Source organism: Enterobacter sp. LM3, assembly GCF_046622475.1.
In the GTDB taxonomy this organism is placed as follows: domain Bacteria; phylum Pseudomonadota; class Gammaproteobacteria; order Enterobacterales; family Enterobacteriaceae; genus Enterobacter; species Enterobacter cloacae_P.
In genome coordinates this window covers 37,039-62,981 of record NZ_JBJURN010000020.1, presented here as the reverse complement: position 1 = coordinate 62,981, position 25,943 = coordinate 37,039, and the positions used below count along the sequence as shown (strand labels likewise).

At 55.6% G+C, this 25,943-nt stretch carries 26 protein-coding genes; 15 read left to right on the top strand and 11 right to left on the bottom strand.

The genetic code is table 11. The features are described 5' to 3' along the window. Positions 1-109: 109 nt before the first annotated feature. The 3 genes from ACJ9N4_RS18155 to trpS all read right to left on the bottom strand — a co-directional run bounded on the left by ACJ9N4_RS18155 (position 110) and on the right by trpS (position 3,117). Positions 110-1,381, bottom strand: a complete 1,272-nt coding sequence (locus ACJ9N4_RS18155; protein WP_182919338.1) for a type II toxin-antitoxin system HipA family toxin — start codon at positions 1,379-1,381, stop codon at positions 110-112. Positions 1,382-1,394: 13 nt separating this feature from the next. Next, on the bottom strand, positions 1,395-1,892 hold the full coding sequence (locus tag ACJ9N4_RS18150) for a helix-turn-helix domain-containing protein (protein WP_182919339.1): 498 nt from the start codon (positions 1,890-1,892) through the stop codon (positions 1,395-1,397). Positions 1,893-2,112: 220 nt separating this feature from the next. Then, positions 2,113-3,117: a tryptophan--tRNA ligase gene (gene trpS / locus ACJ9N4_RS18145; RefSeq protein ID WP_182919340.1), complete on the bottom strand. Its 1,005-nt coding sequence runs from the start codon at positions 3,115-3,117 to the stop codon at positions 2,113-2,115. Between the two features lie 199 nt (positions 3,118-3,316). Here trpS and fosA point away from each other — a divergent pair, with 199 nt between their 5' ends. Continuing rightward, positions 3,317-3,745 carry a FosA/FosA2 family fosfomycin resistance glutathione transferase gene (gene fosA / locus ACJ9N4_RS18140; protein ID WP_182919996.1) on the top strand — a complete coding sequence of 143 codons (429 nt, stop codon included), beginning with the start codon at positions 3,317-3,319 and terminating at the stop codon, positions 3,743-3,745. A gap of 330 nt (positions 3,746-4,075) precedes the next feature. After that, the gene (locus ACJ9N4_RS18135) at positions 4,076-4,681 is read left to right on the top strand and encodes an ATP-dependent Clp protease proteolytic subunit (protein WP_182919341.1); all 606 of its coding nucleotides are present in this window, start codon (positions 4,076-4,078) and stop codon (positions 4,679-4,681) included. 27 nt (positions 4,682-4,708) lie between these two features. Here the strand turns inward: ACJ9N4_RS18135 and ACJ9N4_RS18130 are convergent, their stop codons facing one another. Further along, the gene (locus ACJ9N4_RS18130; protein ID WP_182273625.1) at positions 4,709-5,005 is read right to left on the bottom strand and encodes an SH3 domain-containing protein; all 297 of its coding nucleotides are present in this window, start codon (positions 5,003-5,005) and stop codon (positions 4,709-4,711) included. Between the two features lie 208 nt (positions 5,006-5,213). Here ACJ9N4_RS18130 and ACJ9N4_RS18125 point away from each other — a divergent pair, with 208 nt between their 5' ends. Further along, the gene (locus tag ACJ9N4_RS18125; RefSeq protein ID WP_182273624.1) at positions 5,214-6,335 is read left to right on the top strand and encodes a cupin domain-containing protein; all 1,122 of its coding nucleotides are present in this window, start codon (positions 5,214-5,216) and stop codon (positions 6,333-6,335) included. A 42-nt stretch (positions 6,336-6,377) separates the two neighbouring features. Here the strand turns inward: ACJ9N4_RS18125 and ACJ9N4_RS18120 are convergent, their stop codons facing one another. Continuing rightward, complete coding sequence (locus ACJ9N4_RS18120; RefSeq protein WP_182273623.1) at positions 6,378-7,793, bottom strand: PLP-dependent aminotransferase family protein; 1,416 nt, start codon at positions 7,791-7,793, stop codon at positions 6,378-6,380. A 176-nt stretch (positions 7,794-7,969) separates the two neighbouring features. Between ACJ9N4_RS18120 and ACJ9N4_RS18115 the strand changes: the two genes are divergently transcribed. Then, positions 7,970-8,131, top strand: coding sequence for a DUF1127 domain-containing protein (locus ACJ9N4_RS18115; RefSeq protein ID WP_182273622.1), 162 nt, complete (start codon positions 7,970-7,972; stop codon positions 8,129-8,131). Between the two features lie 53 nt (positions 8,132-8,184). Here the strand turns inward: ACJ9N4_RS18115 and ACJ9N4_RS18110 are convergent, their stop codons facing one another. Together ACJ9N4_RS18110 and ACJ9N4_RS18105 are read right to left on the bottom strand one after the other, a co-directional pair. After that, on the bottom strand, positions 8,185-8,439 hold the full coding sequence (locus ACJ9N4_RS18110) for a DUF4282 domain-containing protein (protein ID WP_182273621.1): 255 nt from the start codon (positions 8,437-8,439) through the stop codon (positions 8,185-8,187). An 82-nt stretch (positions 8,440-8,521) separates the two neighbouring features. Then, positions 8,522-9,910 carry a PLP-dependent aminotransferase family protein gene (locus tag ACJ9N4_RS18105; protein ID WP_182273620.1) on the bottom strand — a complete coding sequence of 463 codons (1,389 nt, stop codon included), beginning with the start codon at positions 9,908-9,910 and terminating at the stop codon, positions 8,522-8,524. Positions 9,911-10,012: 102 nt separating this feature from the next. Here ACJ9N4_RS18105 and ACJ9N4_RS18100 point away from each other — a divergent pair, with 102 nt between their 5' ends. The 11 genes from ACJ9N4_RS18100 (at position 10,013) to ACJ9N4_RS18050 (ending at position 20,225) form a co-directional block, all read left to right on the top strand. After that, on the top strand, positions 10,013-10,492 hold the full coding sequence (locus ACJ9N4_RS18100; RefSeq protein ID WP_182273619.1) for a carboxymuconolactone decarboxylase family protein: 480 nt from the start codon (positions 10,013-10,015) through the stop codon (positions 10,490-10,492). A 145-nt stretch (positions 10,493-10,637) separates the two neighbouring features. Beyond that, positions 10,638-10,961 carry an antibiotic biosynthesis monooxygenase family protein gene (locus ACJ9N4_RS18095; protein ID WP_182273618.1) on the top strand — a complete coding sequence of 108 codons (324 nt, stop codon included), beginning with the start codon at positions 10,638-10,640 and terminating at the stop codon, positions 10,959-10,961. Then, positions 10,954-11,352 (top strand): amino acid-binding protein, encoded by a 399-nt coding sequence (locus tag ACJ9N4_RS18090; protein WP_182273617.1) that lies wholly within the window; start codon positions 10,954-10,956, stop codon positions 11,350-11,352. Before ACJ9N4_RS18095 ends, ACJ9N4_RS18090 begins: the two co-directional genes overlap by 8 nt. Next, entirely contained in the window at positions 11,324-12,019 is a 696-nt protein-coding gene (locus tag ACJ9N4_RS18085; RefSeq protein ID WP_182919342.1) for an ArsR/SmtB family transcription factor, read from the top strand. Before ACJ9N4_RS18090 ends, ACJ9N4_RS18085 begins: the two co-directional genes overlap by 29 nt. Positions 12,020-12,159: 140 nt before the next feature. Continuing rightward, positions 12,160-12,630 (top strand): MarR family winged helix-turn-helix transcriptional regulator, encoded by a 471-nt coding sequence (locus tag ACJ9N4_RS18080; RefSeq protein WP_182273615.1) that lies wholly within the window; start codon positions 12,160-12,162, stop codon positions 12,628-12,630. Then, positions 12,627-13,694, top strand: coding sequence for an HlyD family secretion protein (locus ACJ9N4_RS18075; RefSeq protein WP_411500698.1), 1,068 nt, complete (start codon positions 12,627-12,629; stop codon positions 13,692-13,694). Before ACJ9N4_RS18080 ends, ACJ9N4_RS18075 begins: the two co-directional genes overlap by 4 nt. Then, positions 13,684-14,751, top strand: coding sequence for a DUF2955 domain-containing protein (locus ACJ9N4_RS18070; RefSeq protein ID WP_182273614.1), 1,068 nt, complete (start codon positions 13,684-13,686; stop codon positions 14,749-14,751). Before ACJ9N4_RS18075 ends, ACJ9N4_RS18070 begins: the two co-directional genes overlap by 11 nt. 69 nt (positions 14,752-14,820) lie before the next feature. Then, entirely contained in the window at positions 14,821-16,479 is a 1,659-nt protein-coding gene (locus ACJ9N4_RS18065; protein WP_182919343.1) for a hypothetical protein, read from the top strand. 234 nt (positions 16,480-16,713) lie between these two features. Next, positions 16,714-17,724, top strand: a complete 1,011-nt coding sequence (locus ACJ9N4_RS18060) for a hypothetical protein (protein WP_182919344.1) — start codon at positions 16,714-16,716, stop codon at positions 17,722-17,724. Then, positions 17,721-18,791 carry a glycoside hydrolase family 105 protein gene (locus tag ACJ9N4_RS18055; protein WP_182919345.1) on the top strand — a complete coding sequence of 357 codons (1,071 nt, stop codon included), beginning with the start codon at positions 17,721-17,723 and terminating at the stop codon, positions 18,789-18,791. The genes ACJ9N4_RS18060 and ACJ9N4_RS18055 overlap by 4 nt, the downstream gene beginning before the upstream one ends. A gap of 75 nt (positions 18,792-18,866) precedes the next feature. Further along, positions 18,867-20,225, top strand: a complete 1,359-nt coding sequence (locus ACJ9N4_RS18050; protein WP_182919346.1) for an esterase-like activity of phytase family protein — start codon at positions 18,867-18,869, stop codon at positions 20,223-20,225. Positions 20,226-20,296: 71 nt separating this feature from the next. On the opposite strand, the gene ACJ9N4_RS18045 is transcribed toward ACJ9N4_RS18050, so the two are convergent. From ACJ9N4_RS18045 to ACJ9N4_RS18030, 4 genes are all read right to left on the bottom strand, one after another. Beyond that, complete coding sequence (locus ACJ9N4_RS18045; protein WP_395121835.1) at positions 20,297-22,144, bottom strand: 3'-5' exonuclease; 1,848 nt, start codon at positions 22,142-22,144, stop codon at positions 20,297-20,299. 189 nt (positions 22,145-22,333) lie between these two features. Next, positions 22,334-23,287, bottom strand: coding sequence for a GTPase (gene yjiA, locus ACJ9N4_RS18040; RefSeq protein ID WP_182273610.1), 954 nt, complete (start codon positions 23,285-23,287; stop codon positions 22,334-22,336). A 10-nt stretch (positions 23,288-23,297) separates the two neighbouring features. Continuing rightward, positions 23,298-23,501, bottom strand: a complete 204-nt coding sequence (locus ACJ9N4_RS18035) for a YbdD/YjiX family protein (RefSeq protein WP_058840493.1) — start codon at positions 23,499-23,501, stop codon at positions 23,298-23,300. Between the two features lie 97 nt (positions 23,502-23,598). After that, a complete protein-coding gene (locus tag ACJ9N4_RS18030; protein ID WP_182919347.1) occupies positions 23,599-25,752 on the bottom strand; it encodes a carbon starvation CstA family protein in 2,154 nt (717 codons plus the stop codon). Positions 25,753-25,943 lie beyond the last annotated feature (191 nt).

The window sequence follows — 25,943 nt, the reverse complement described above, 5'->3', positions numbered from 1 at the left end:
CTTTACGGGCATGTGAGCGCATGCCCGCATTACTTTAGTCCGAACAGTATGCAATTTCGCAACCGTTAAATCATAAATAATATATTCAGATATGCTGTGGATAATATAATTACCGGTCTGCAAGCCTGAATGCATCCGCCATCTGCTCCTGCTCGCGAAATGGCAGAGCAAGCCTCTCCGCAATCGTTCGCCACTGACTGACTATTCCTCGGAAATCGGCAATAATTTCATCCGCTTGCTCCAGATTAATACGGAAGTATTCAGCGACTTCCCGTGCTAACTCCAGATCAAGTGCATTGTCCGCCTCTGTAATATTTAGCTTCAGACCGTCTGCTCGGGGGACCGGGTTCATATCGTAGGCTTCAGAGAGCCGCCAGCCTCTGCCGGGGACCAGAATAAACCCGTGGTTGCGCAGGTGATCATCGGTATTGGATACCAGAATATTAAAAACGATCCGCGACCAGAGTTCGCGCAGGTCAGAATGGGTCTGTGCGCCGTGCCTTATCAGAACATCAGCGAGTTCAAGATAGCTGACACCTGTTGAGGCATCCTCGCCATCCTGATGTCTCGTCAGCGTCATGGCTGAGGCGAAATGAAGACGATGGCCAGCGTCGGTCCGGTCGAAACGACGCACCATGAAACAGTGATGATCGCTGGCAAATTTACGTGCTTCGGCGGCGGCCACGTTGAGCCCACAACCGACGGCAAGCGCATTAACGACCATCTCCCAGCCGCCAACATCATACTCATCTCTGGTGCTGGGAAATTTAGCGATATAAAGATGTCCATTATCATCCGCCACGCTGGCTTTTGGGCGGGCACCACCCAGGGAGCCACCTGGCGCAATCAGCATCCTTAGCCATTCCTGGCCCATGAGTGAGCGGTTATCTGGATCGTCTTCCAGTGCCCGACTTGCTCTTTCTAATGCAGCAATTTCGGTGAAAGGCGGGGCAGCTATGTCGATTCGGTTATCGAGAAATTCACCTTCGTCTTCCAGCCGATAACGCAAAGCGCCAACCCGATAAAGATCGTGTACGCCCAGCAAATAATCGGACTCGTACAGCTGTGTGCCATCAGCCCTGATCCCTTCACGGATATCCCGTTCCAGGCGTCGTTTCATTAACATCCGTCCCCAGCGATCCGGGCTGGAGTCACCGAACATACCGAATTTATCTCGCGGTGCCGTTGGGTATTGAGCACCCGCAAACAAACCAATTTCCGGGTCAAGCTGCAGGAAATTTAGCTGAGGGTCGGCCAGTGCCTGTGGATCGTACTGAAATTCAAATAATTCTCGTGCACGGGTCCTGCGGCTATGCAGGGATCCAATCCGTCTGGGGCCATGCAGTCCGTCCCAGTCTGCATACACGCCGATCATTGTCATTGTCAGTTCCCTGTTATGATTTTTTATTGGGCTTTAAAAGCGCCGCGAGAGAGGCCGATGTCGCACCTGATGTTTTTGCCCGAGGTTTTTTTTCGGGTGCAGAAGCTGTTATTGGTCTTTCAACCCACTGACCCGACTTGTCGGGTTTAATCGAGGAACTGACCTGCGCATTTCGCCTGGATGCTTTGACCGGGCTTACTGATAATCGCTCGCTGTGCGATTTTTTTATCAGCCGGGAGTCCTGAAGCTGGCGTCCCAGGTCATCCTCAGCCGCAAGCTTATTCAGATCGCTCTCAAGCCCCAAAACCTGCATAACGGACAGATATGCGCCTATTGTTACTCCCGCTCCGCCCGCTTCAAGAGAACGCAACGTCATTGGCGACATGCCTGCCCGCTCTGCTACCTGTTTGGCGGTGAGTCTACGGCGCAGACGCGCCAGCTTGAGTCGCTCGCCAAAATCGATCAGCAACTGGTTTGTATCAGGAAGTAAAGGTGCGGTTTTTTTAGCCATAGTGCTAATATTTTATCTCTTTTTGTTCAATTTAGCCATAATTCTATCGTGTCGGCTCCCTGGCGAGATTAATCCGGTTCAGGCACATAGATAAGATATAACAATGCTAATATTACTTTCTTTATGAGCGTAAAGTGCCAGAATATTGACACTTTACGTTAGTGCAACGAGTGTGTGTGATGGTGTAAGTTATCGTCCAGTCTCAATCACTCCTCGCTCTTCAAAACACCGGCACCCCCAGCCCCATTTTCACTTCCCTTAACGTCCCCTGCGTCACCCCCTGTGCCCGTTCTGTTCCGCGTTTCAGCATCGCCATCAGCTCCCCTTTGTCCTGCATATACATCGCCCGTCGTTCCCGCATCGGCGCAATCAGCTCCTGCAAACACATCTCCAGCTCGTTCTTACACACCCGGTCTCCCAGTCCGCCTGCCTGATAGTGCGCCTTCATTGCCGCCACGTTGGCTTTGTCCGGGTGGAACGCGTCGAGATACGTAAACACCACGTTCCCCTCAATTTGCCCCGGGTCGCTTACCTTCAGGTGATTCGGGTCGGTGTACATGGCGCTCACCGCGCGGTGGATGGTCTCTTCGCTTGCGGAGAGGTGCAGCGTGTTGCCCAGCGATTTCGACATCTTGGCGCTGCCGTCGATACCCGGCAGGCGACTGGTGTCGCTCAGCATCGCCTTGCAGTGGTGCAGCACCGGGGCGGGGAGCAGGCTGTTCATCTTGTGTACAATCTCGTTGGTCTGCTCAATCATCGGCAACTGATCGTCGCCGACGGGCACGCACCCGGCTTTGAACGCGGTGATGTCCGCCGCCTGGCTGATGGGGTAGGCCATAAACCCGACCGGCAGCGAGCGGGCGAAGCCTTTCTGCGCAATCTCGTTTTTCACCGTCGGGTTACGCTCCACGCGGGCGACGGTGACGATGTTCATATACAGCATCGTCAGCTCGGCGAGGGCGGGCAGGGCAGACTGCAGGCAGATTGTGGTCAGGTTCGGGTCGATACCGGCGGCGAGATAGTCGGCCAGCACTTCGGGGATGTTGTCGCGAATTTTTTGCGGGTTACTGCCGTTGTCGGTCAGCCCTTGCAGGTCGGCAATCAACACAAACTGATTGTGCGTCTGTTGCAGCGCCACGCGCTGGCGCAGGGAACCGACGTAGTGACCAAGATGCAGTGGGCCAGTCGGACGGTCGCCGGTGAGGATAGTGGTTGGGGTGTTCATAAAGACTCCTTAATGTGCAAATGCCGAAAGGGGTCTTAAATGTGTGAAAGCCGCCTTTCGGCGGCTATCTGAATGTAGGGTGAACTACGCTATGCCGCCTTTAAGAAGGCAGCCACCAACGGTTTACGGTGAGCACGGCGTGATTTATGTTCATTCCATTACCGTACCACGACTGGCGCGAAAAACAAAAGGGCACGTCATGCTGCAATCTCTCAACCATCTGACCCTCGCGGTCAGCGACCTGCAAAAAAGTGTCACCTTCTGGCACGAGCTGCTGGGCTTAACCCTTCATGCTTGCTGGGATACCGGGGCGTATCTCACCTGCGGCGATCTCTGGCTGTGCCTGTCATACGATGAGGTGCGCCGTTACGTGCCGCCGCAGGAGAGCGACTATACCCATTACGCGTTTACCGTTGCGAAGGACGATTTTGCGCTGCTCTCGCGCAGGCTGGAGCAGGCGGGTGTCACCGTCTGGAAGCAGAACAAAAGTGAGGGAGCATCGTTCTATTTTCTCGACCCGGACGGGCACAAGCTGGAGCTGCATGTCGGCAATCTTGCCGCGCGGCTGGCTGCGTGTCGGGAGAAACCGTATGCGGGGATGGTCTTTTATCCGCAGAAGGGATCCTGAATCCTCTCATACCGAGTAACCGCCAGCGGCTGATATCCGGCGGAGGTGAACAGCGGCGCAAATCTCTCGGGTACTGCGACGGGTGTGCAGATGCCCGGATAGAGCGCGCTGAGATTTTGCAGCATCCTGCGCGCGTGGCTCTGACCACGGTATTCAGGCAAGATAGCAAAAGCACCGAGCCTGACAGCACTGGCACGTCGGGTGTTAATTTTGTTTTCTGTCGGGTTCTGATTGTCATACGCGGTGTGCTGAGCGCCGTATCGCGTGAGGACTTCAACAGGTAAAACAGGCTACACTCTGGTTTTGAGCGCTAATGCTGAGGAAATAACAATGCACTACACACTGAAAGACAGCGACGATAAAGGTAAAGCGGAAGGGACACACGGCGCGGGCGCTCTGCAGCAAAAACTGCTGGAATCCCGTTCGATTGTGATCTCCGGTGAGATCAACCAGGAGCTGGCTGAGAAAGTCATCACCCAGATGATCCTGCTGCAAAGCGTAAGCAATGACCCGATCAAGCTGTACATCAACAGCCAGGGCGGCCACGTGGAAGCGGGCGACACCATCCACGACTTCATCAAGTTTATTCGCCCGGATGTACACGTCATCGGTACCGGTTGGGTGGCAAGCGCCGGGATCACCATCTTCCTGGCAGCGAAAAAAGAGCACCGCTACTCCCTGCCAAATACCCGCTTTATGATCCACCAGCCGCTGGGCGGCGTGCGTGGTCAGGCGACGGATATCGAAATTGAAGCGCGCGAGATCATCCGCATGCTGGATCGCGTAAACAAGCTGATTGCTGACGCCACCGGCCAGCCGCTGGAAAAAGTGAAAAAAGATACCGACCGCAACTTCTGGATGTCTCCGGCAGAAGCGCTGGACTACGGCATCGTGGGCAAGATGATTACCCATTATGACGAGCTGAAGCTCGACTAAGTTCGCAATAGCGCCCGGCTGCGGGCGCTAACGCACCTCAAACACCACCGCCATCCAGTTGATACGGGTGTTTTCCGGAAACTCCGGGTACGGATCAAGGCGTGTACAGGCTCCCGCCCAGATAAACGTATTCTCATCAATACGATACCAGTGCGCATTACCTTCTACCGCATCACCCACCACGGCGGCCTGGATTGTCACCCGGCTTCCCGCAGGCAGTGCCTGTGCCACCGGGGAGAAAACCGACGGGTTATCCTTGCGCGTGTAGACCCCAATGATGGTCTTCACGTTGCCCGTCACCGGCAGTTCAGTGAAATCGCTCATTTCAGGCCTCATGACAAACACACTCTCTTAACGTAACGATATAAGCTGCTGTAAATCCTGGCGGTAACGATAAAGCGTGAAACTGTCATGGTGTGTCATGAGAAAGTCTGAAAGCGGCAGCTTTTTATTCCCGTTTGACCCACGACAAGGCAGCCCGGTACGGCGTCTTTCATAATCACACCTGTTTACCTTCTCACGGGTGCTACCTATGGCGTATCAACTGAACCTGAACTGGCCGGAATTTCTTGAAAAATACTGGCAGAAACAACCTGTTGTGCTGAAAAATGCCTTCCCGAATTTTGTCGATCCGATTACCCCGGACGAGCTGGCCGGTCTGGCGATGGAGCCGGAAGTCGATAGCCGTCTGGTGAGCCATTTCAACGGCAAGTGGCAGGCCAGCAATGGGCCATTTGAGCATTTTGACGGGCTTGGCGAGACCGGCTGGTCGCTGCTGGCGCAGGCGGTGAACCACTGGCATATGCCGGCGGCTGAGCTGGTACGTCCGTTCCGCGTGCTGCCGGACTGGCGTCTCGATGACCTGATGATCTCCTTCTCTGTCCCTGGCGGCGGCGTGGGTCCGCACATCGATCAGTACGATGTGTTTATCATTCAGGGGATGGGAAGCCGCCGCTGGCGCGTAGGAGACAAACTGCCGATGCGTCAGTTCTGTCCACACCCGGCGTTGCTGCATGTTGACCCGTTTGAGCCGATCATCGACGAAGATCTGGAGCCGGGCGATATCCTCTACATTCCACCTGGATTCCCGCACGACGGCTTTACCCATGAAACCGCGCTGAACTACTCCGTCGGTTTCCGTGGGCCAAACGGCCGCGATCTGATCAGCAGCTTTGCTGATTACGCGCTGGAAAACGATCTGGGCGGCGAGCATTACAGCGATCCGGATCTCACCTGCCGTGAACACCCAGGCCGTATTGAACAGTACGAACTTGATCGTATTCGCCAGATGATGATCGACATGATCAGAAAACCGGACGATTTCACAAAATGGTTCGGCAGCTTTGTCTCTACGCCGCGTCATGAGCTGGATATCGCCACCGCCGAACCGCCGTATGCACCGGAAGAGGTGCTGGATGCGCTGCAGGGCGGAGAAACCCTGACTCGCCTGAGTGGTCTGCGCGTGCTGAATATTGGCGGCAGCTTCTTTATCAACAGTGAACAGCTGGAAACGGTTGATGCGAAAGCGGCGGATGCGCTGTGTCGCTACACCGAACTCGGCCAGACCGAGCTGGGCGATGCCCTGAATAACCCGGCGTTTGTTGAAGAGCTGACCGGGCTGATTAACCAGGGTTACTGGTTCTTCGAAGAGTAATGATCCCTTGCCCGGTAGGCACAGGCTACCGGGCAAAACTCCCTACGCCTCCATTGCAATCACAATCGCTTCACCCATCTTCTTCAGCGCATCGCGATTTTTATCGGTAGGCGGCAACGCCACGTTGATCCGCAGGCAGTTGCGGTATTTCCCGGATGCGGAGAAGAGTGACCCCGCCGCGGCCTGGATCTTCAGGCGACACAGCTGTTTGCTGACGCACACCATGTCGACCTTCTCCGGCAGCTCCACCCACAGCAGAAAGCTTCCTTGTGGACGCGTCACGCAGATCCCTGCCGGGAAATACTGCCGTACCCAACAGGTATAGGTTTCCATATTTTGCTGATAAATCTGGCGCATACGCCGCACGTGGCGATGGTAGTGACCGTCACGGATAAACGCCGCCACCGCCATCTGCGTGCCCGGCACGTTGAACCCGCCTGCGGCATATTTCATGTGCATCACCCGGTCGTAATAACGGCCTGGCACAATCCAGCCGACGCGCAGCCCCGGTGCGACGGTTTTGGTAAACGAGCTGCACAGCAGCACGCGGCCATCAATGTCCATAGAGTGAATGGTGCGCGGGCGCGGGTATTCTGCCGCCAGCTCGCCGTAGATATCATCTTCAACAATGACGATATCGTGACGCTGGGCCAGTGCCAGCACCTGCTTCTTGCGTGCCTCCGGCATGATAAAGCCGAGCGGGTTATTGCAGTTAGGCACGAGGATCACCGCCTTGATTGGCCACTGCTCCAGCGCCAGCTCTAGCGCCTCAATGCTGATCCCTGTTTGAGGATCGGTAGGAATTTCAATGGCCTTAATGTCAAACCCGCGCAGCATCTGCATGGTACCGTGGAATGACGGGGATTCGACTGCCACGATATCCCCCGGTTTACAGACCGAAAGCAGGGCAATCGACAGCGCGCCGTGGCAGCCGTTGGTGATGACAATTTCGTTCGCTGCCACGGTAGACCCCCCGTCCAGCATCAGGCGTGCGATCTGCTCGCGCAATTCCAGGCGGCCATCGAGGACGTCATAGCTCAGCATTTCGTTCGGATTGTGCAGCGCAATGCGGCTCATCTCGCGCCACAGGGGCTTCATACTGGGCTGGGAGATATCCGGCGAGCCACCACCAAAAGAGATCATCTCTTTGTCTGCGCGGGCATCCAGCAGCATCATCACTTCATCCCACTGGGTGACCTCTACGGGGCGCTGCACCGGGCGCGTCATGGCCGGGACCGGGGGCTGAGCTTTGCGTTGAGAGACAAAATAGCCGGAACGAGGCTGGGGGGTAATCAGCTGCAGCTTTTCGAGGATCTGGTAGGCCTGCTGTATGGTGCTGATGCTCACGCCGTGCTCCTGGCTCAGCGTGCGAACCGACGGTAAACGCTCACCGCTGCGATACAACCCTTGTTCAATGCGTTCTGCCAGAAGGTTGGCGAGATGTTGATAGCGCGTCATGCTGTATCCTCAGTTTTCACCATACAGATTTAAAAACCAGTACAGATTGCCGTAAAAAACGGCATGCAGATACTGTTTTAGCGGATCTGTATGTTAAACAAAAGTTGTTTTTGAGTCTGTATTGCGCAGGCTGATTTCCACGATGATAACCCCACTGGCACAGTGAGGAGAGCATCATGGAATTCTATGAGAATCGTTCAAAACGTCCGTTTATCGCGTTTGTCTGGATCTGGAAAACGGTGAGACAGTGGTATCTGATCAACCGTACCCGCAGGATTTTAAGCCAGATGAGCGACGAGCAGCTCAGGGATGTCGGGCTGTCGCGACATGATGTGTAAGTTTTGGCGGGTATCGCCCGGTGGCGCTATGCTTACCGGGCTTACGGACAGGATTATTCGACTGATTTCACGGATGTGTTTTCAGCGATGCGGCGCAAATATTCGTTATTCTTAAACGCCACCATGATCAGTTCGAACATGACGCGACAGCCAATCAGGCTGAAGATCATACCGATAAATCCGGTAATCAGATGCTCTGTGAACATGGAGTAAATGCCGCCGACGAAAATAAGCAGCATGGCGATCCAGTAGAAAAAGACCAGCACGCGTGGCGTTAATAAATAGTCGAATCCCAGAATTGATTTCATTTTCTTTTCCTTAGAAATATAAAAAAAGCGTCAAGATTGTATCTGTATCACAATCAGTAGCCAGCCGGACAGCTATCTGATTTCAGAGTAGTAATTCCAGCGTGTGTTGTTTCGGCCTTTCCAGTAACGCCAGCGCCTCCTCATAGCTCCGCACGTTGTTATACCCCATCACCAGCCCGTAGCGTTTGCCTGACCCGCGATACCACTCGGAGAGTGCATTCACCTGTAACTGCTGCGCTTGCCAGCAACGTGCGATCTCCCTGTCGCAACTGCCTTTCGCCAGAAACGCCACGATATGCATCCCGCCGTCGTTCTGCCCGGTAAAGAACAGGTCGCCATATACCGCTTTGAGCGCGGCGATCATCCAGTCACGGCGGGTCTGGTACAGGGCACGCATCTTCTTGAGATGACGGAAAAAATGGCCCTCGTTGAGAAAAGCGGTGAGGATCTTTTGCGTCAGCACCGGCTGGCCGCTGGTGACGATATCCGCGCAGTCGGTAAAAGCGTCCACTGTGCTGGTGGGCATCACCACGTAGCCCATACGCAGTGACGGCATAATGGTTTTGCTGAAGGTGCCCATAAAGATCACCCGGTCATGCTGGTCGAGGCTTTTCAGCGACGGCAGCACCTTGCGGGTGTAGTGAAATTCGCCGTCGTAATCATCCTCAATGATCCACGCCTCGTTCTGGCTTGCCCAGTCGAGAAGCTGCTGTTTGCGCGGCAGGGAGAGCGTAACCGCGAGCGGGCTTTGGTGCGAGGGCGTGACGATAGCAAAACGGGCATCGCGGTGGTGGCGAAGCAGGTACTCCGTATCCATACCCGAATGATCGACGGGCACGGTGTGCAGCCGGGGCACAATCCGTTTGAGCAGCTGTTGTCCCATAAAATAACCCGGATCTTCAAACACGACTTTGTCGCTACGGCTGGCGAGGGTGTCGAGGATCAGGCGCAGGCTGCCGCTGTAGCCGCTGGTGATCAGCACCTGTTCGGCGGTGCAGGACAGCCCGCGCGAGATGTTCAGATAGCGGGCGATGGCCTGGCGCAGCGGATACCAGCCCAGCACCGGCGGGTTGAGCATCTCCTCCTGGCGCATAGAGCGCGTTGCCTGGCCTGAAAGCAGCAGCCATTTTTTATAGGGAAAACTGTCGAGAGACGGGATCCCCGGGCGCAAAAAACCGGCCCGTTCACGCTGGCTGATAAGCGATGCCGGCAGCGTGCCGGTCGCCTGTTCTGCGGGCACGTTCCGGACAGGTAACAGGAGATCCGGGTTCACCCGCGTACCGCGCGCGCCCTGGCTCACCAGATACCCTTCGCCCGTCAGGATGGCATACGCCGTTTCGACAGTTTTGCGTGCTACCTTCAGCTCTTCCGCCAGGACGCGAATGGCGGGCACCTTGTCGCCAGGCTTCAGCACGCCGCGCGTAATGTTGTCGCGATAGCGGGTATAAATCTCGTGATAGCCGGGTTTCATGTCCTACCTCATTTCACGCTTTTTGTATCTTTTTACTATGTCATGAATCGCGTAAATTTTCCTCATCGCATGACATATGCCGCATACAAAAGAGGAAAGACAATGAGCACTCGCGTCAATCACCATAAAGCCACACCAGCCCTCGCCAAAGCGCTGTCCGACCTGAGCATGGAAGTGGCGAAAACCTCCATCGACCCGGCACTGAAGCACCTGATCGACATCCGCGTTTCGCAGCTGAATGGCTGTACTTTCTGCCTGGATATGCACTCGAAAGAGGCCAAAATTGCCGGGGAGCGTGAGCTGCGTTTGTACCATCTGGCGGCATGGCGTGAGTCCCCGCTGTTCAGCGCTCGTGAGAAAGCGGCACTGGCGTTCACCGAAGCGCTGACGCAAATCGGCGTTCACGGCGTGAGCGATGCACTGTACCGCAGCGTGGCGGAGCATTTCTCGGACGTGGAGATTTCAGAGCTGAACTTCGCCATCGTGGCAATCAACGCCTGGAACCGTCTGGGTATCACTTCCCGCATGGAGCCTGGCTCGCTGGATGCGGCTTACGGGCTGAATAAGGCTAATCTGGAGTAATCGCTGTACGCTGCGCTTACCGGACTGACGGGAATGTGTAGGGCGGATAAGCGCAGCGTCAACCGACAAAATACTTCGCTCCTCACCGAAGCATCACGCTTTTCTTTCCCGCATGCTCTCTCTAACCCACAACGGAGAGACAAACATGATCGCAGTCCTTTTCGAAGCTAAAGTTGAACCTGCCTGCCAGGCTCGCTACCTGCAACTTGCCGCAGAGCTTAAGCCTTTGCTGGCGGAAATTGACGGGTTTATCGATATTGAACGATTCCAGAGCCTGACGAACGACGGCAAGATCCTCTCCCTCTCCTGGTGGCGGGACGAAGAGGCTATCCGCAACTGGAAGCAGAACGTCTTTCACCAGGCCGCACAGGCTGAGGGGCGAGAGTCGATTTTTAGCGACTACCGCATACGCATCGCGCAGATGGTGCGGGAATATTCTTTCGAAACAGGAGGTCACGCGAATGTATGACGTTCATGTGATTTTCAATGATGTGCCAGGCGAACTGGCGCGATTCGGCCAGTTGCTGGGACGCAGCGGCGTGGGGCTGGAAGGCGGTGGTGTATTTGGCGTTGAGGCACATTTCCTGGTGGAAGAGGGGGAAAAAGCAGGACGCATTCTGCTTGAGGCCGGGTTTGAGGTGCGTTCGGTGCGCAGGCCGATAATCCGCAAGCTTAAACAGGAGCGCCCCGGCGAGCTGGGTGAGATTGCGGCGGTGCTGGCCGGGCAGGGAGTCTCTATCCTTACTCAATACAGCGACCATGCAAATCAGCTTATCCTGCTGACGGATAATGATAAGCTGGCCGCAGAGATCACTGAACCGTGGGCTGTCGATGTTAAAAACGAGCTTACCTCCCGATAATCATGCGGGACTGGAGCAGGCCATTGCGGCGGTCGCTGCGGCGATGGCCGATGCGTCGCGCGTGAAAATGCTCTGCGCGTTAATGGACGGACGGGCGTGGACCGCCACCGAGCTGAGCGCGGTGGCGGATGTGGCTCCTTCGACTGCCAGTGGGCACCTCGCCCGGCTGGTGGAGGGGAAGTTGATCGCCTGTCTTGCACAGGGGCGGCATCGTTACTATCGCCTGGCGGGGCACGATGTGGCGGTGCTGGTTGAGCAGATGATGGGACTCTCCTGGAACCGTATTACTCCGCCGGAAACCACCGCGCCGAAAGCGATGCGTGATGCACGAACCTGCTATGACCATCTGGCGGGCGCGGTTGCTGTACAGATTTACGATGATATGCAGGCGGAGGGCTGGCTGGAGGAGGACGGTTCGGCACTGACCCTGTATGGTCGCGAGCAGTTTCTGCAGCTCGGCATTTCCCTGAGTGCACATTCGCGCCGTAAGGCCTGCTGCGCCTGTCTCGACTGGAGTGAACGGCGGTTTCACCTTGGCGGTGAGGCAGGTGCGGCGTTACTGATTCATCTTGAAAGCAAAGGGTGGATCCAGCGGGTGGTGGGGTTTCGGGAGGTGATGGTGACCGCTTCCGGCAGGAGTGCCGTTAAGAAGCATTTTAGTCGCTAAATTTCTCTGCGGTCCGATGCCCTTCGCCCCGCAGAGAGAAGGAGGATCTTCTTTAGCAATTCCTGCTCTTTCCCCTCGCGTTTCTTGATAGTTACCATGATAACTATTATCGTGATCATGTTATGCAAGAGGGTTCCCCCATGAGTGAAGACGAACTGTTTAGCCGCAGGCCGATGGGTATGCAGATGGCGATGATCGTGCGCCAGTGGCGTGCTGTTATCGACGATGCCATTCTCGATACCGGGTTGACCCAGTCGAGCTGGACGGTGATGGTTCAGCTGCAACAACTCGGGGATAACGTCTCGGTGAGCGAGCTGGCGGAAGTGCAGGGCATTGAACTGCCGCCGCTGATGCGCACCCTCACACTGCTGGAGACGCGGGGCTACCTGCTACGCACCGTATCGCCCTATGACAAACGCATCCGGCTGTTGACACTGACGCCTGAAGGTAACGCCATCCTGCAACGGCTTACCCGGGTGATTGAGACATATCAGGCGCGTGTATCGCACAATATCGCGCCGGAACAGATGGCGGCTTTTAGCGCCACATTACAACAATTTGCCTGCAATTTGCGGACTATCCGCGAAGAAGATAACAAGACCGAAAAATAATGACTCCTGAACAAAAGTTTGCCCGCTGGGTAAGGGTGAGTATTGCCTCTTTCCTGCTGATGTTTGTTTACTTTATCGTCGCGGATATCTGGATCCCGCTGACGCCGGACTCCACCGTGATGCGCGTGGTGACACCGGTATCGGCGCGCGTCTCCGGCTATGTCGCGGCAGTCCATGTGCACAACAACAGCCTGGTGAAGAAAGGCGATCTGCTGTTTGAGCTGGATGACACGCCGTTTCTCAACAAGGTTGAAGCGGCACAAATTGCGCTGGCGCAGGCGCGTCTTGCCAATGCCCAACTGGATGCACAAATTACCGCCGCACAGGCCAGCCTGCAAACGGCGCTACTGACGGCGCGTAACGATAAAGTGACCTTTGACCGCTACCAGAAGCTGAGCACCCTGCAAAACGTCTCGCAGGCGGATCTGGATAAAGTTCGCACCACATGGCAGAGCAGCGAGCAGTCCGTCAGCTCGATTCAGGCGAACATTCATAACCTGCGTATCCAGCGCGGCGAGCGGGATGAACACCGCAACGTTACGCTGCAAAAATACCGTAATGCGCTGGATGAAGCCGGGCTGAACCTCGGCTGGACGAAGGTCTACGCGCAAGCGGACGGTACGGTCAGTAACCTGCAGCTCAGTCCTGGATTTTACGCCTCCTCCGGTTCGGCCTCGCTGGCGCTGGTGAACAACCAGACCGATATTGTGGCAGATTTTCGTGAGAAGAGTCTGCGCCATACCCGCGAGGGGACCGATGCCGCCGTGGTGTTTGATGCCTTCCCGGGGCAGGTGTTCCACGCCCATGTGACCAGCAGCGACGCGGGGATCCTCGCAGGGCAGGAGGCCGTTAACGGTGAACTGTCTGAACCAGAAACCTCCAGCCGCTGGGTGCGTGATGCTCAGCGCATGCGTATTCACGTGGCGGTGGATGAGGCGCTGCCGAAACACCTGCCAACAGGCGCACGTGCCACCGTGCAGCTCTACAACAGCGAAGGGGCGTTTGCGCGCTTTTTCTCCGGGATGCAAATCCATCTGGTGAGCCTGCTGCATTATGTCTATTAGCACTCTGGCGCGGGTGTTTACCCCGCACGGCAACATCGTCTACACGGCAAACGACTTTCGCCAGACCCTGCGCATCGTCTTTGCCGGGATGATTGCGCTCAGCATCTCGAGTTTTTACAACACCCGCTACGGCGTGTTTTATGTGGTGTACCCCATCATGCTGTTGTCGCTGGTACCGGTGTTTAATCGCCATGTAGCGAAGCAGTTTATCTTCAGTGCATTGCTGAACTGCGTCGAAATGGTGATGATCATCGGCTATCTGTCGCAATGGCCACTGATCATGACGCTGGTGGTATTTGCCCTGTACGTGATGCGTTTTCGCTTTATGAGCAAGGGGCCGCTGTTCCTGTTCGGTTCGATGGGCGTGGTGTGCCAGAGCGTGATGCTCAACTTTATGAGTTACCCCACTACTCACTGGCACACGTTGCTGTTTTCCAACCTCGAAGCGAGCGTGATGGCCGTGTGCCTGAGCGCGCTGATGAACTACCTGCTGCCGGACGTTGAGCCGCGCAACCCGCCGCCGCTGATAGAGAAAGATGACGCCCGCGTACGCCATGAGTCATTGCTCTCCGGCACCGTCGCCACGCTGATTTTTGTGGTCTTCCAGCTCAGCGATTTGAGCGACTCTCTTTCAGCACTGATGGCGGGGATTTTGATCCTGTTCCCGATGCACTACCGTGGCGCGGTAATCAGCTCGATCTGGCGCGTGGTTGGCGTGGTGCTGGGCTGCCTGTATATTCTTGTTGTGCAGCTCATCCTCTACGATCACAGCAGCCACATGTTGCTGATGATGCCGCTTATCGGCATGGGGCTGGCGTTTGGCGCACGCTTACACGTGATGGAGAAGGTTGGGGCAGGCGTGGGTTTTGCCAGCATTACCACCATCGGCATTATGTTCGGGCAGAACATGCACCCGGACAGCGATCTGGTGTTCAGCGATCTGTACCGCATCACCTCCGTGACCTTTGCGCTGGTGGCGACGCTGACGATGGTCTTTCTGGTGCATTTGATCCTCAATCGCTTTGAGGCGACGCGCTACGTGATCCGTAACACGTGACACATCTCTTTTTGTCGTTCTGTGGTATCACTGTTGGCCGGTCAACCGGGCGACAAAAGGAACGAATGAATGTGGCAGACGCGCGCGCTGGAGTTAAATAATCAGGCTTACTGGAACTGGGAAAAGGCCTGCGAGCTGGTGGAATACGCCGTCGCACATGCGTTCAATACCGTGATTGTCGGGCAGGTGGATCTGTTCGACAAACTTGTCTCTCCCAAAGGCTACACGCCGCATCAGTACAATGACCGCCTTTCCAGCCAGCAGCGCGCCCGCTGCGTGTATCTCAACCGCCTCGGTCTTTTGTGTCAGCAAAAGGGACTGCGTTTTTACCTGCAGGCGAAAGAGTTCAACTTCCCGACCGATCTGCTGCTCGCGCACCCTCATCTGTTTGAGCCAGGGCACGGTGTGCGCTTTGACGTGGATTTCTGGAGCGGGTATCTGGCCGAGAAAGTTTCACTCATTTGCCAGCGTATTCCCGCGCTGCATGGCCTGCTGGTGGCCATCTCCAATACGGACGGTCTGCTGCCTGTTTCGCGTCCGAACTGGGAGCTAAGCGCGGAAGCGCCGCAGCATGATGAGCGTAGTTTAGCGCTCTACAGTCGCTGTTTTAACGCCCTGTCTCGCGCCATGCAGCACGAAAATAAACACCTGGTGCTGCGCGTTTTCCCGGCGGGGAATCATGATGTGGCTAACGTGCTGGATGCTATTCACCCGCTGCCGGAAAGCGTGAGCGTCTCCATCAAGCTGACGCCTGAACGGTTCTGGCCGTCGTTCCCGAATAACCCGGCGCTGCTGGCGGTACAGGAACGTGAAGTGTGGGCGGAGATCGATCTGGTAGGAGAAGAGGTGGGCTGGGGCGTGTTTCCGTTCCCGCGTATTGACGAACTGCAGGGGCGGCTGTTGTGGTGTCGCAGCAACCCGGCGATCCGCGGTGCAGTGTGCAAAGCCAGCTGGGAAGGGGTCGATAACCACTGGATCATCGGCACCCTGAGTGAATGCAATCTGGTGGCCTGTAGCCGCATGCTGGCGAGTGATGACACGCACCAGACGCAGGCGCAGCTGCTGACTCACTGGCTGGATGAGCGCTACGGCTGGCGGCCAGATGCGCAGACTTTTGAGACGTTCCAGGCGTTGCTGGAGCGAGCCGGACAGGTGCTTTACCAGGCTATCTACGTGCGCGATCACGTTTTTCATCGTCACAGCCAGGTACCCGAAAGCTACGGTCAGGCGGTGTGGAGCCTGTTCGGGCAGCTTAACCGCAACCACTGGCTGCCTGGTTCGGAGCGCGAGGTCTTTTTCAGCGCCCACGACGTTGAGGCGTCTGCCAGTTCCCTTTCGCGGATCGCTAAAGAGAAGGACGATGCGGGGGCGGCGTCTGCTGAATTGCGTGAACAGGCGCTGCGTTTTGCCGACACAGCGGCATTCCCGTGGGCGCTCAAACAGCGCTGGCTGGAGGAGTGGCAGGGTTTTTCACTCTACTGCCTCCTGTTTTTACATGCGCAGAAAGCCTTCTTTACCCTGCGTTTTGCCCGTGAAGTGGAGAACAGCTGGAGCATGCGGGAAATTTGTCAGATCAACATTCAGGAGCTGTACCGCAGCGCCGCCGAGATGGACGACTACTGCGCAAAGCACGCTGATGCCTCCCCCGGCTTACACGTCTTGTTTGATGCATCCCGCGTTCGCGCCCTGGCCGATAGCCTGGGCGAGGAGCTGAAAGGGCTTAAGTAAGTCGACGGGCATCACATAAAAATCCCGGACTGGGGAGTTTGTGTGACGTTTGTCGCATCACGATTTTTCTGCCATCCGTCAGGTGTGATACCTGTCACGCTGTTCCCCCGGTGCCTGGCGGCTTTGTGATTGACCAGGCAGAACCTGATATTCGTCGGTGATGTTCCCTCGTTCTGTTTATCCCGTTCTCTGAAAATATCCGTGTTTTGTATGGATTCGTGAGATGAGGAAGCGATGTTCCAGGGTGAAAGGCAACTGACGCAGGGCGGGGCGCTGACGCGTTTTCGCGTATCTGCCGCAAAAGAAGAACGTTTTGCGGAATTTTATACCGGGGAAGTGTTTGACGAACGTATCCGCCATGCCCGCAGGGCACAGGATATGTCGTTTTGCCGCCGCATATTCCAGCACCGCTATGCCGGGCGGGGCATCGACCCGTTGCAGGCGTGGCCGCTGGATCATATTGCGGCGAGCGATGCAGACGGCGTTGTCTCTTTCTCCGCGTTTTGCCCTTTACCGTTTCATGTTCAGCGCTGGCTGGCGGTCGATGTTATCGCGCCACATGGCGGGGAATATGCATTTCGTCTCGGTACCTGCGGCGGCGTGCGTCTGTGGTGCTCCGGTACACTGGCGGCCTGTTTTACGCCCTTTACCCGTAACGAAATGCAGTTTCTGGACGTCAGCCTCCCGCTTTGCCAGGGCGAAAACCGCGTGCTTCTCCATCTCGACGAATTGTTTGAGCGCGATACCCTCTGTGCGCTGAAAATGGTCTATCTCGGTGAACCGCCGCTGGGTGTTGTGTGGCATGAGGGTGAGGCACTTCCCCAAAGATCTGTGCCGCCGGAGCCTGACGCGGAGCGCCTGCTGACGCTGATGGCGCAGCGTGAATACGGCCCGGAGGCAGATGCCCTGCTGTATGGGCTGCTCAAACGGGTGAGCGCACGTGAGGAAGGATCTGTGTTTTCCCTGCTGACGCTGCTGCGGCTCTGGCAGGCGCACCGGAATGCCTGTTTCCCTGAACCGCTGTGGCGAAGGGTGAAATCGGCCATTCTGGGGTATCGCTACTGGCACGACGAACGGGGTTGCGATGTGATGGATTTTTGGGACCCAGGCCATGCTACTGCGTTTCATACCGCCCAGCATCTTGCCGGACAGCTGTTCCCGGAGGCGCTTTTTATTGCCTCGTCACGTACCGGAGATCGGCAACGGCGGCTTGGCGAGATGCGGATGAAGGGAGGCAAAGCATGAACAACGAGCCGCTAATGAACACCCTGGAGCGCGTGGTACGTGGTTTTTGTCGCCTGAAAAATCTCGATGAAGTGGGCGCGGGGGACGGATTTGCCATTCATTTCGAGGAGTGGGAATGGGAGGTGGGCGTGGGGCTGTACGGTTACTGGCGCTTTGCTGATTTCCGCAACGATACGGCGCTACAACGTGCCATTCTCGCGTGGTATGACGCGCAGATTGGCAAAGGTCTGACGGAGGTGCAGATCAATACCACTGCGCCGATGATCGCGCTGACGCTGGTGGCCGGGCACCATCAGCGTCAGGATCTGCTCGCCGTGGTCAACGACTGGGCCGATGCGTTGCTGCGTGAGCTACCGAAAACCGAAGAGGGCGGTTTCCAGCATGTGGTGAAGGAGCAGCCCAACACCGGGCAACTGTGGGACGATACGCTGTTTATGACGTGTCTGTTCCTCGGCGTGGCGGGGGTTGTGCTTGAACGCCGGCAGCTCATCGACGAAGCGGGATACCAGTTTTTGCTGCACACCCGCTACCTGAGCGACCCCGTCAGCGGTCTGTGGTATCACGGCTGGACGTTTATCGATAAGCACCATTTTGCTGGCGTATTCTGGGCGCGCGGGAACGCGTGGATCACCGTTGCCATACCTGAATTTATTGAACTGATGGGTGAGCATCTTGACGTGAGCGTACGCCGTTATCTGTCGCAGGTTGTGGCGCGCCAGGTGCGCGCGCTGTGCGAACTGCAGGCGGAGAACGGCATGTGGCACACGGTGCTCGACGACCCGTTGTCTCCGCAGGAATCTTCAGCAACAGCCGGTATTGCTTATGGAATGCTGCGCGGTGTGCGTATGGGGATCCTGAACGATGACGTGAGAGCACATGCTCTGCGCGCCTGCGACGCCGTGATGGCGCGTATCGACGACGACGGGCTGGTGCTTGAGGCGTCGCGCGGTACCATGCTCGGCTGGGATATCCAGTATTACTGCGATATCGCGGTTGCACCCGTGCCTTATGCACAGGCGCTGACCATGCTGCTGCTACTGGAGATGCAGCACCATCGGGAGCGGTAATGTTTCCATCCAATGTCATTTTCCTGACACGTTTATTCTTTACGGTGTTAGCTTCCCTTTATGGATGCTAACACTATGAAAAGAAAAATTATTCCCGCATTTATCGGTTGTGTTCTCTCTTCCTCTGCCCTGGCGGCGCAGCCCACTGCCGAACGCTATATCGTGAGTTTTCCCGAAGGTACACACGTGAAATACAGCGGTGCGTTTGCCAGTGCGTTCCCGAATGGACTCCCCGTTGGTATTGGTTCCGGCCTGCTGTTTACGGGCAAACAGGGTGATGCCCTGACCTTTGTCACCGTCACCGATCGCGGCCCGAATGCGGATTCGCCAAAGGTGGGTAAAAACGAAGCCAAAATCTTTGTGACACCGGATTTCGCACCGCTTCTGATGACAATTCGCGTACAGAACGGCAAAGCAGAGGCCATTGATGCCCGTCCTCTGCATGACGATAAAGGTGAAATTAACGGGCTGCCGCTACAAAGCGGCGTGATCGGCTCCACCAATGAAGTGGCGTTCAGCGACACGTTAAAGGTGCTGAAGGGCGACAATCGCGGGCTGGATACGGAAGGGATTACGCCGGATGGGAAAGGCGGTTACTGGCTGTGTGACGAGTATGGCCCGTTTCTGATTAACGTCGACAGCAAAGGTAAAATCCTGACCGTCCACGGGCCGCAGGCGGCGGAGGGGGAAAAATCTGTCGCGGGTGGTTTGCCCAATATTATCAAATGGCGTCAACCGAACCGGGGCTTTGAAGGCCTCACCCGTATGCCGGACGGGCGTATTATTGCCGCAGTACAAAGCACGCTGGATATCGACGGTAAGAGTAAAAAACAGGCGCTGTTTACGCGTCTGGTGAGCTTCGACCCGGCAACCGGAAAAACCGCGATGTACGGCTATCCCATAGACAGTGCGGTCTACAGCAAAAACAGTGATGCCAAAATCGGCGATATCGTGGCGCTTGATAACCAGCACATCCTGCTGATTGAGCAAGGTGAGGGTAAAAACGAAGAGATGCGTAACCTCATCTACAAGGTCGATCTCAGCAAGGCGAGCGATTTAGCCGCTTTCGATAAGCCGGATGAGTACCCGGAATTTGATGATGAGAAGACGCTGGCGAAGCGCGGTATTACGCTTGCGGGTAAAACGCGGGTGACCGATTTGCGCGCGCTGGGCTGGCAACAGGAGAAGGCCGAAGGGCTGGCGCTGATTGACAATAAAACGCTGGCGGTGGCGAACGATAACGACTTTGGCGTGAAGGTGGCGATGCAAAACCCGGTCGAAGGTAAGAAGCTCAAGGATTATCGGGTGAATACCCAGGGGGCTCTGACGCTGGATGACAAACCGGTGACCACCACGCTCAGCGTGAAGCCGCTGAAGAAGCCGGAGTCAGACAGTGAACTGTGGATTGTGACGCTGCCGGAAGCGTTGAAGTAAGGACTGACCCTCTCCTCGTTGGTGTACAGCCCGGGGAGAGGGAATGTGTGTTGATTAATAGCGTAGATTCACTAAATTGCCTTCGCGCTATGCTCGTAGGTATCGACAAGATGATCGCGCAGGCTTCCGGTTCCGTGCATTGTCACCAGAAGATTCTGGCGCGCGCGGGTAAATCCGACATACAGGCGCTTGATATCGTCACTCAGATCCTCCTCGTCCCTTTCCTTTGCGGCATCCATAATAGCGACCGAGTGGAATTCAAGCCCTTTACTGCTTGGTAACGGCATCACGCAAAGGAAATCATTTTGCGGCGACCAGTGCTTTTTATCATCGCTGGTGACAATCATCTGGTAAGGGATGTTACGTGCCGAGAGACGTGGCCCCAGCATACCCGAGAGGCTGTATGTTGAAGGGCACAGTATGGCGATCTCTGACCATGCAACACCTTGCTGCCGCTGCTCTGTCACCCAATCGAGCACGTGAGTAATCTCCTGGTCCTGATTATCAAAGCTGGCCAGTGCCGGGTAATTACCTGACAATCCTCCGGCATCAGGTTGCTGGTATTTGAGCGCCTCTTCAATGTGATTATTGAGGTAATTAAATGCAATGCTGCTGGCGAAATGGAGTATTTGCCGGGTATTACGATAATTGGTGTTCAGGATGGTCGTGCGGCCGAGGGCCTTGATATCGACACTGGAGAGTGTGAAGTCGAGCGCTTTTTTCTTCTGGTAGATAGACTGGGCGTCATCGTAGAGGAAAAGAAGCGAATTATCTTTGTTGTCCGGCATACGGGCGAGTATTCTCAACCACTCTGGCTTGAAATCGTGTCCTTCGTCGATTAGAACGGCGCTGTATTGCTCCGGTTTTATAATCCCCTCTTCAAATGCCACCGTCAGTGCATTTTCCATCAGCTCAATAAAGTTTTTGTTATTTGGTGGAATACGATGATGCGCGTTTAATTGCTGATAACACCAGGCATGAAAATGGATGACTTCGACGGGGAGTCTGAGGGTGTGCTGCTCGAGTTGCGCTTTGAGTTTTTTGGCCAGCGTGATGTTGTAGCAAATCACCAGAATCGGTTTGGTGTTTTCAATATTGTTGGCAAGTTCAATACAGCGGTGGTGCAAAATGAGCGTTTTGCCGGATCCTGCCACGCCGTGAATAACCCGGTGTCCCGCTCCCATGCTTCTGGCGAGTTGTTCCTGGTTCCTGTCCATCATGCAAACTATATCAGGGGTATGGAACGTAAAATTATCCAGAACACCCTGCGTAACAGACGTGTTAATGCGTACATCGGGATAAAGATGCCATCGGATGCGATCAAGCTGTTGCGGTGTTGTGTGATGAACGAAGTTATGCTTGAGAAGGGATTCGAGCCGGGCAGAGATTTGTTCCCTGGTCATAAATTCAGTGAGCTCATCTTTACAAATTACCTGGCTGGTGGGCAATATTTCATTTAGTTCGTCGGGTAGAAAACTCTTTTCAAGCTGGGCTCGGGTGATGTTGCTAAAATAAACACCATATCCATACGGCATAATAAAACCTCCCTGATAATCCCCTTCTTGTTGGCGAAGCAGAGGATCTTTTTTCAGGCTGTCAATGGTGTGAAAGGTATATTGACGAACCTGTTCGAGTGGGTTTTTCAACGGCTCAACGCCGTTCCTGGTTTCGTAATGAATATGCGTTTTGTTGGCAGATTTTATTTTTGTGATATACCAGTCTTTGACCTCAATGAATAACAAGCCTTTGTCTGGGGTCAATATCACAAAATCTGGGTGATTTTGCTTTTCCCCCATTCGGGTATCATACCAGCATGTGCACAAATCGCTGAGCCCCCCTTCAAGAAGCCTTGCCAGTCTTTTCTCGCCGGCCGTGATTTTCTCGCTACAACTACTAATTGTGGGGATGACGATTGCCATATTACGCCTATCAATTCATGAAAAATATAGATTTACGCTCGATTAATATTTCAGTGAATATTCATCCAAAGCATAATTTAATTATTGTTAATGACCTTAACAGACAATATGGGAAACACAAAGGAGGCTGCACGAAATTTGTGTTACGGAAAAATTACTCCCTTTCTCAATCAAAAGGGAGTCTGTATTTTATTTTTTCAGCCCCGCAAACTCTGCCCGGATCTCTTCTTCCGGCAGTTGCATACCAATAAACACCATTACACTGCGCGGCGTTTCCTCTCCCCACGGTCTGTCCCAGTCGGCGCTGTACAGACGCTGCACGCCCTGGAACAGCAGGCGGTTCGGTTCACTGTTGATCCACAACATCCCTTTGTAGCGCAGCAGTTTGTCAGCAAACGACAGCAGCAGGTTTTCCATTACGCGGGAGACGTCGCTGATATCCACCGGGTAATCCAGTTCGACCACAATTGACGACACATCGTTTTGTTTATCCGCCATAAAGTGGAAGCGCGGTTTTGAGGTGACGTTCTCTTCCAGCATAAAGCCGTTGGTGTTAAACAGCTGAGACAGGTCAATATCGCCGTGCGTGACGGTGTAAATCGGGGCGCGTGAGTTAATGCGCGTCAGACGTTCGCGCAGTTTTTCGCTGGCACCTGCCACGTCGGTTTTGGTCAGCAGAATGCGGTCGGCGTAACCCACCTGTGACTGGGCGATAGTGAACTGGTTCATCTGCTCGTCGGCGTGAACCGCATCGACCAGGGCAATCACACCGTCCAGCAGATAGCGCTGGCAGAGGATGTCATGGGAGAAAAAGGTCTGAATAATCGGGCCCGGGTCGGCCATGCCGGTGCATTCAATCACCAGGCGGTCAAAGTCGATATCACCGCGATCGCGGCTGTCGAGCAGGTCGAGCAGGGCATCTTCTAATTCGTTAGAACGGGTGCAGCAGATGCAGCCGTTGGTCAGGGTTTTGATCTGCGTGGCGCGGTCGCCAATCAGCTGATCGTCCACCGGGACTTCGCCGAACTCGTTTTCAATGACGGCGATTTTGAAGCCATGCTGCGCATTCAGAATGTGGCGCAGCAGGGTGGTTTTGCCTGCGCCGAGGAAACCGGTCAACAGGGTGACGGTAATCGGGGTCATGATCTCTCCTTTAGCAGCAACGGATGCCGCCTTCTCCACTTCCGCCGTAGCGCGCTTCCTGGCGCTCACGGAAGAATTCGGTGTAGGTCATGTACGGCTTATCCGGATGGTTGGTCTTCATATGCTCAACGTAGTTGTCATAGTCCGGAATGCCAATCAGCATTTTCGCCGCCTGACCGAGGTATTTTTTTGCTTCGCCTAAGTTACCAAACATTGTACGTTCCAGACAGAAAAAGCCCGGTGGCGCTACGCTTACCGGGCCTACTGTACCGTTGTAGGGCGGGTCAGCGTAGCGCCACCCGCCGTTATTTTTAGTGGTGTGAAGAGGTCTTCACGCCGCCTTCCGGAACCGGTACATACGGAGTCTCTTTATCCGTACGACCTTCAGCGTTACGCACTTTCATCCAGGTTTTGATGCCGTAGAAGATGATGCTGTACACCACCACCAGGAACAGAATGCTCAGACCCGCGTTGGTGTAGTTGTTCACCACGATATGGTTCATGTTGGCAATCTGCTGCGCGGTCAGGTCACCGCCGCCTGCGGCAATTTTCTCTTTGTACTGGTTAGCCATGAAGAAGAAGCCTTCCAGCTGTGGGTTGGTGCTGAACAGTTTCAGACCCAGCGCCCAGGTGGTGCAGAGCAGCAGCCACATCGCAGGAACCACGGTCACCCAGATGTATTTGGTGCGTTTCATTTTCACCAGGACTACGGTACCGAGCACCAGAGCAACGGCTGCCAGCATCTGGTTAGAGATACCGAACAGTGGCCACAGGCTCTTCACGCCGCCCAGCGGGTCGACAACGCCCTGATACAGCAGGTAACCCCACAGGCCTACGCAGCCAGCCGTACCCAGCACGCCCGCGACCAGAGAGTCGGTTTTCTTCAGGAACGGTACGAAGTTACCGAGCAAGTCCTGCAGCATGAAGCGGCCTGCACGGGTACCGGCATCCAGCGCGGTCAGGATGAACAGTGCTTCGAACAGAATACCGAAGTGGTACCAGAAGCCCATGTCCGCCCACGGCAGCACTTTGTGGAACACGTGTGCGATACCGACGGCCAGCGTTGGTGCGCCACCGGCACGGTTCAGTACGGACGGTTCGCCAATGTCTTTTGCGGTCTGCATGATCTGCTCAGGCGAGATCACAAAGCCCCAGGAGCTGACGGTCGCCGCCGCATGGGCGCTGGCATCTTTAAGCTGCGCCATGATCATTGCCGCGTTGTCACCGCCCATCTCATGCAGGTTTGGCATGGTAATGCCCAGGCCCGCTGGTGGGGTGTTCATCGCGAAGTACAGACCCGGTTCGATGATGGAGGCGGCAACCAGAGCCATGATCGCCACGAAGGATTCCATCAGCATTGCGCCGTAACCGATCAGGCGTGCGTCGTTTTCATTCGCCAGCAGTTTTGGCGTGGTACCGGAGGAGATCAGGGCGTGGAAGCCCGAGACCGCACCACACGCGATGGTGATGAACAGGAACGGGAACAGCGCGCCTTTCCACAGTGGACCGGTGCCGTCGATGTACTGCGTGACCGCAGGCATTTTCAGATCCGGGTTGAGGATCACGATACCCAGTGCCAGACCGACAATAACGCCGATTTTCAGGAAGGTTGCCAGGTAGTCACGCGGAGCCAGAATCAGCCAGACCGGCAGCAGGGCGGAGATAAATGCGTAACCGACCAGTGCGAAGGTGATGGTGGTGTCTTTGAAGGTCAGCGCCGGACCCCAGTACGGGTCGTGTGCAATCACGCCGCCGAAGTAAATGGACGCGACCAGCAGCACAATACCAATCACCGACACTTCGCCCACGCGTCCCGGACGCAGGAAGCGCATGTAGATACCCATGAACAGCGCAATTGGCACGGTTGAGCAGACGGTGAACACCCCCCACGGGCTTTCGGCCAGCGCTTTCACCACGATCAGTGCCAGCACCGCAAGGATGATGATCATAATCAGGAAGCAGCCGAACAGGGCGATCGTTCCCGGCACGCGGCCCATCTCTTCTTTGACCATCTCACCCAGAGAGGCACCGTTACGGCGAGAAGAGATAAACAACACCATGAAGTCCTGCACTGCACCCGCCAGCACGACGCCTGCGAGCAGCCACAGGGTACCTGGCAGATAGCCCATTTGCGCGGCCAGCACCGGGCCGACCAGCGGACCTGCACCCGCAATCGCGGCAAAGTGGTGACCAAACAGCACGTAGCGGTTGGTGGGCACGTAGTTCAGGCCGTCATTGTTAATGACCGCCGGGGTAGCACGCGTCGGGTCGAGTTTCATGACCTTCTGCGCGATGTACAAGCTGTAGTAGCGATAAGCCACAAGATAGACGGAAACAGACGCCACCACGATCCACAGGGCGCTTACGTGTTCGCCCCGGCGTAATGCGACAACCGCCAGACAGAAAGCGCCGAGGATCCCGAGTAATGCCCAGGGCACGTGCTTCAGTAGTTTTTTAGTATCCATAGTGTAAGACCTGGTTTTTTATGTGAAGAAAAAAGGGTCAGGGTTCGTTGAGGAGGTATTGATTAATGCTGGAGCGATCGTGCCAGAGTGTCGCGTGTGTCAAGGACGGTAAATCGGTGAGTGGTTGAAAGCGATGAGTAAGCGGTCAAAGGTGGCGGCGAGTGGTTCAGACCCGCCGTCAGTGGATGAAA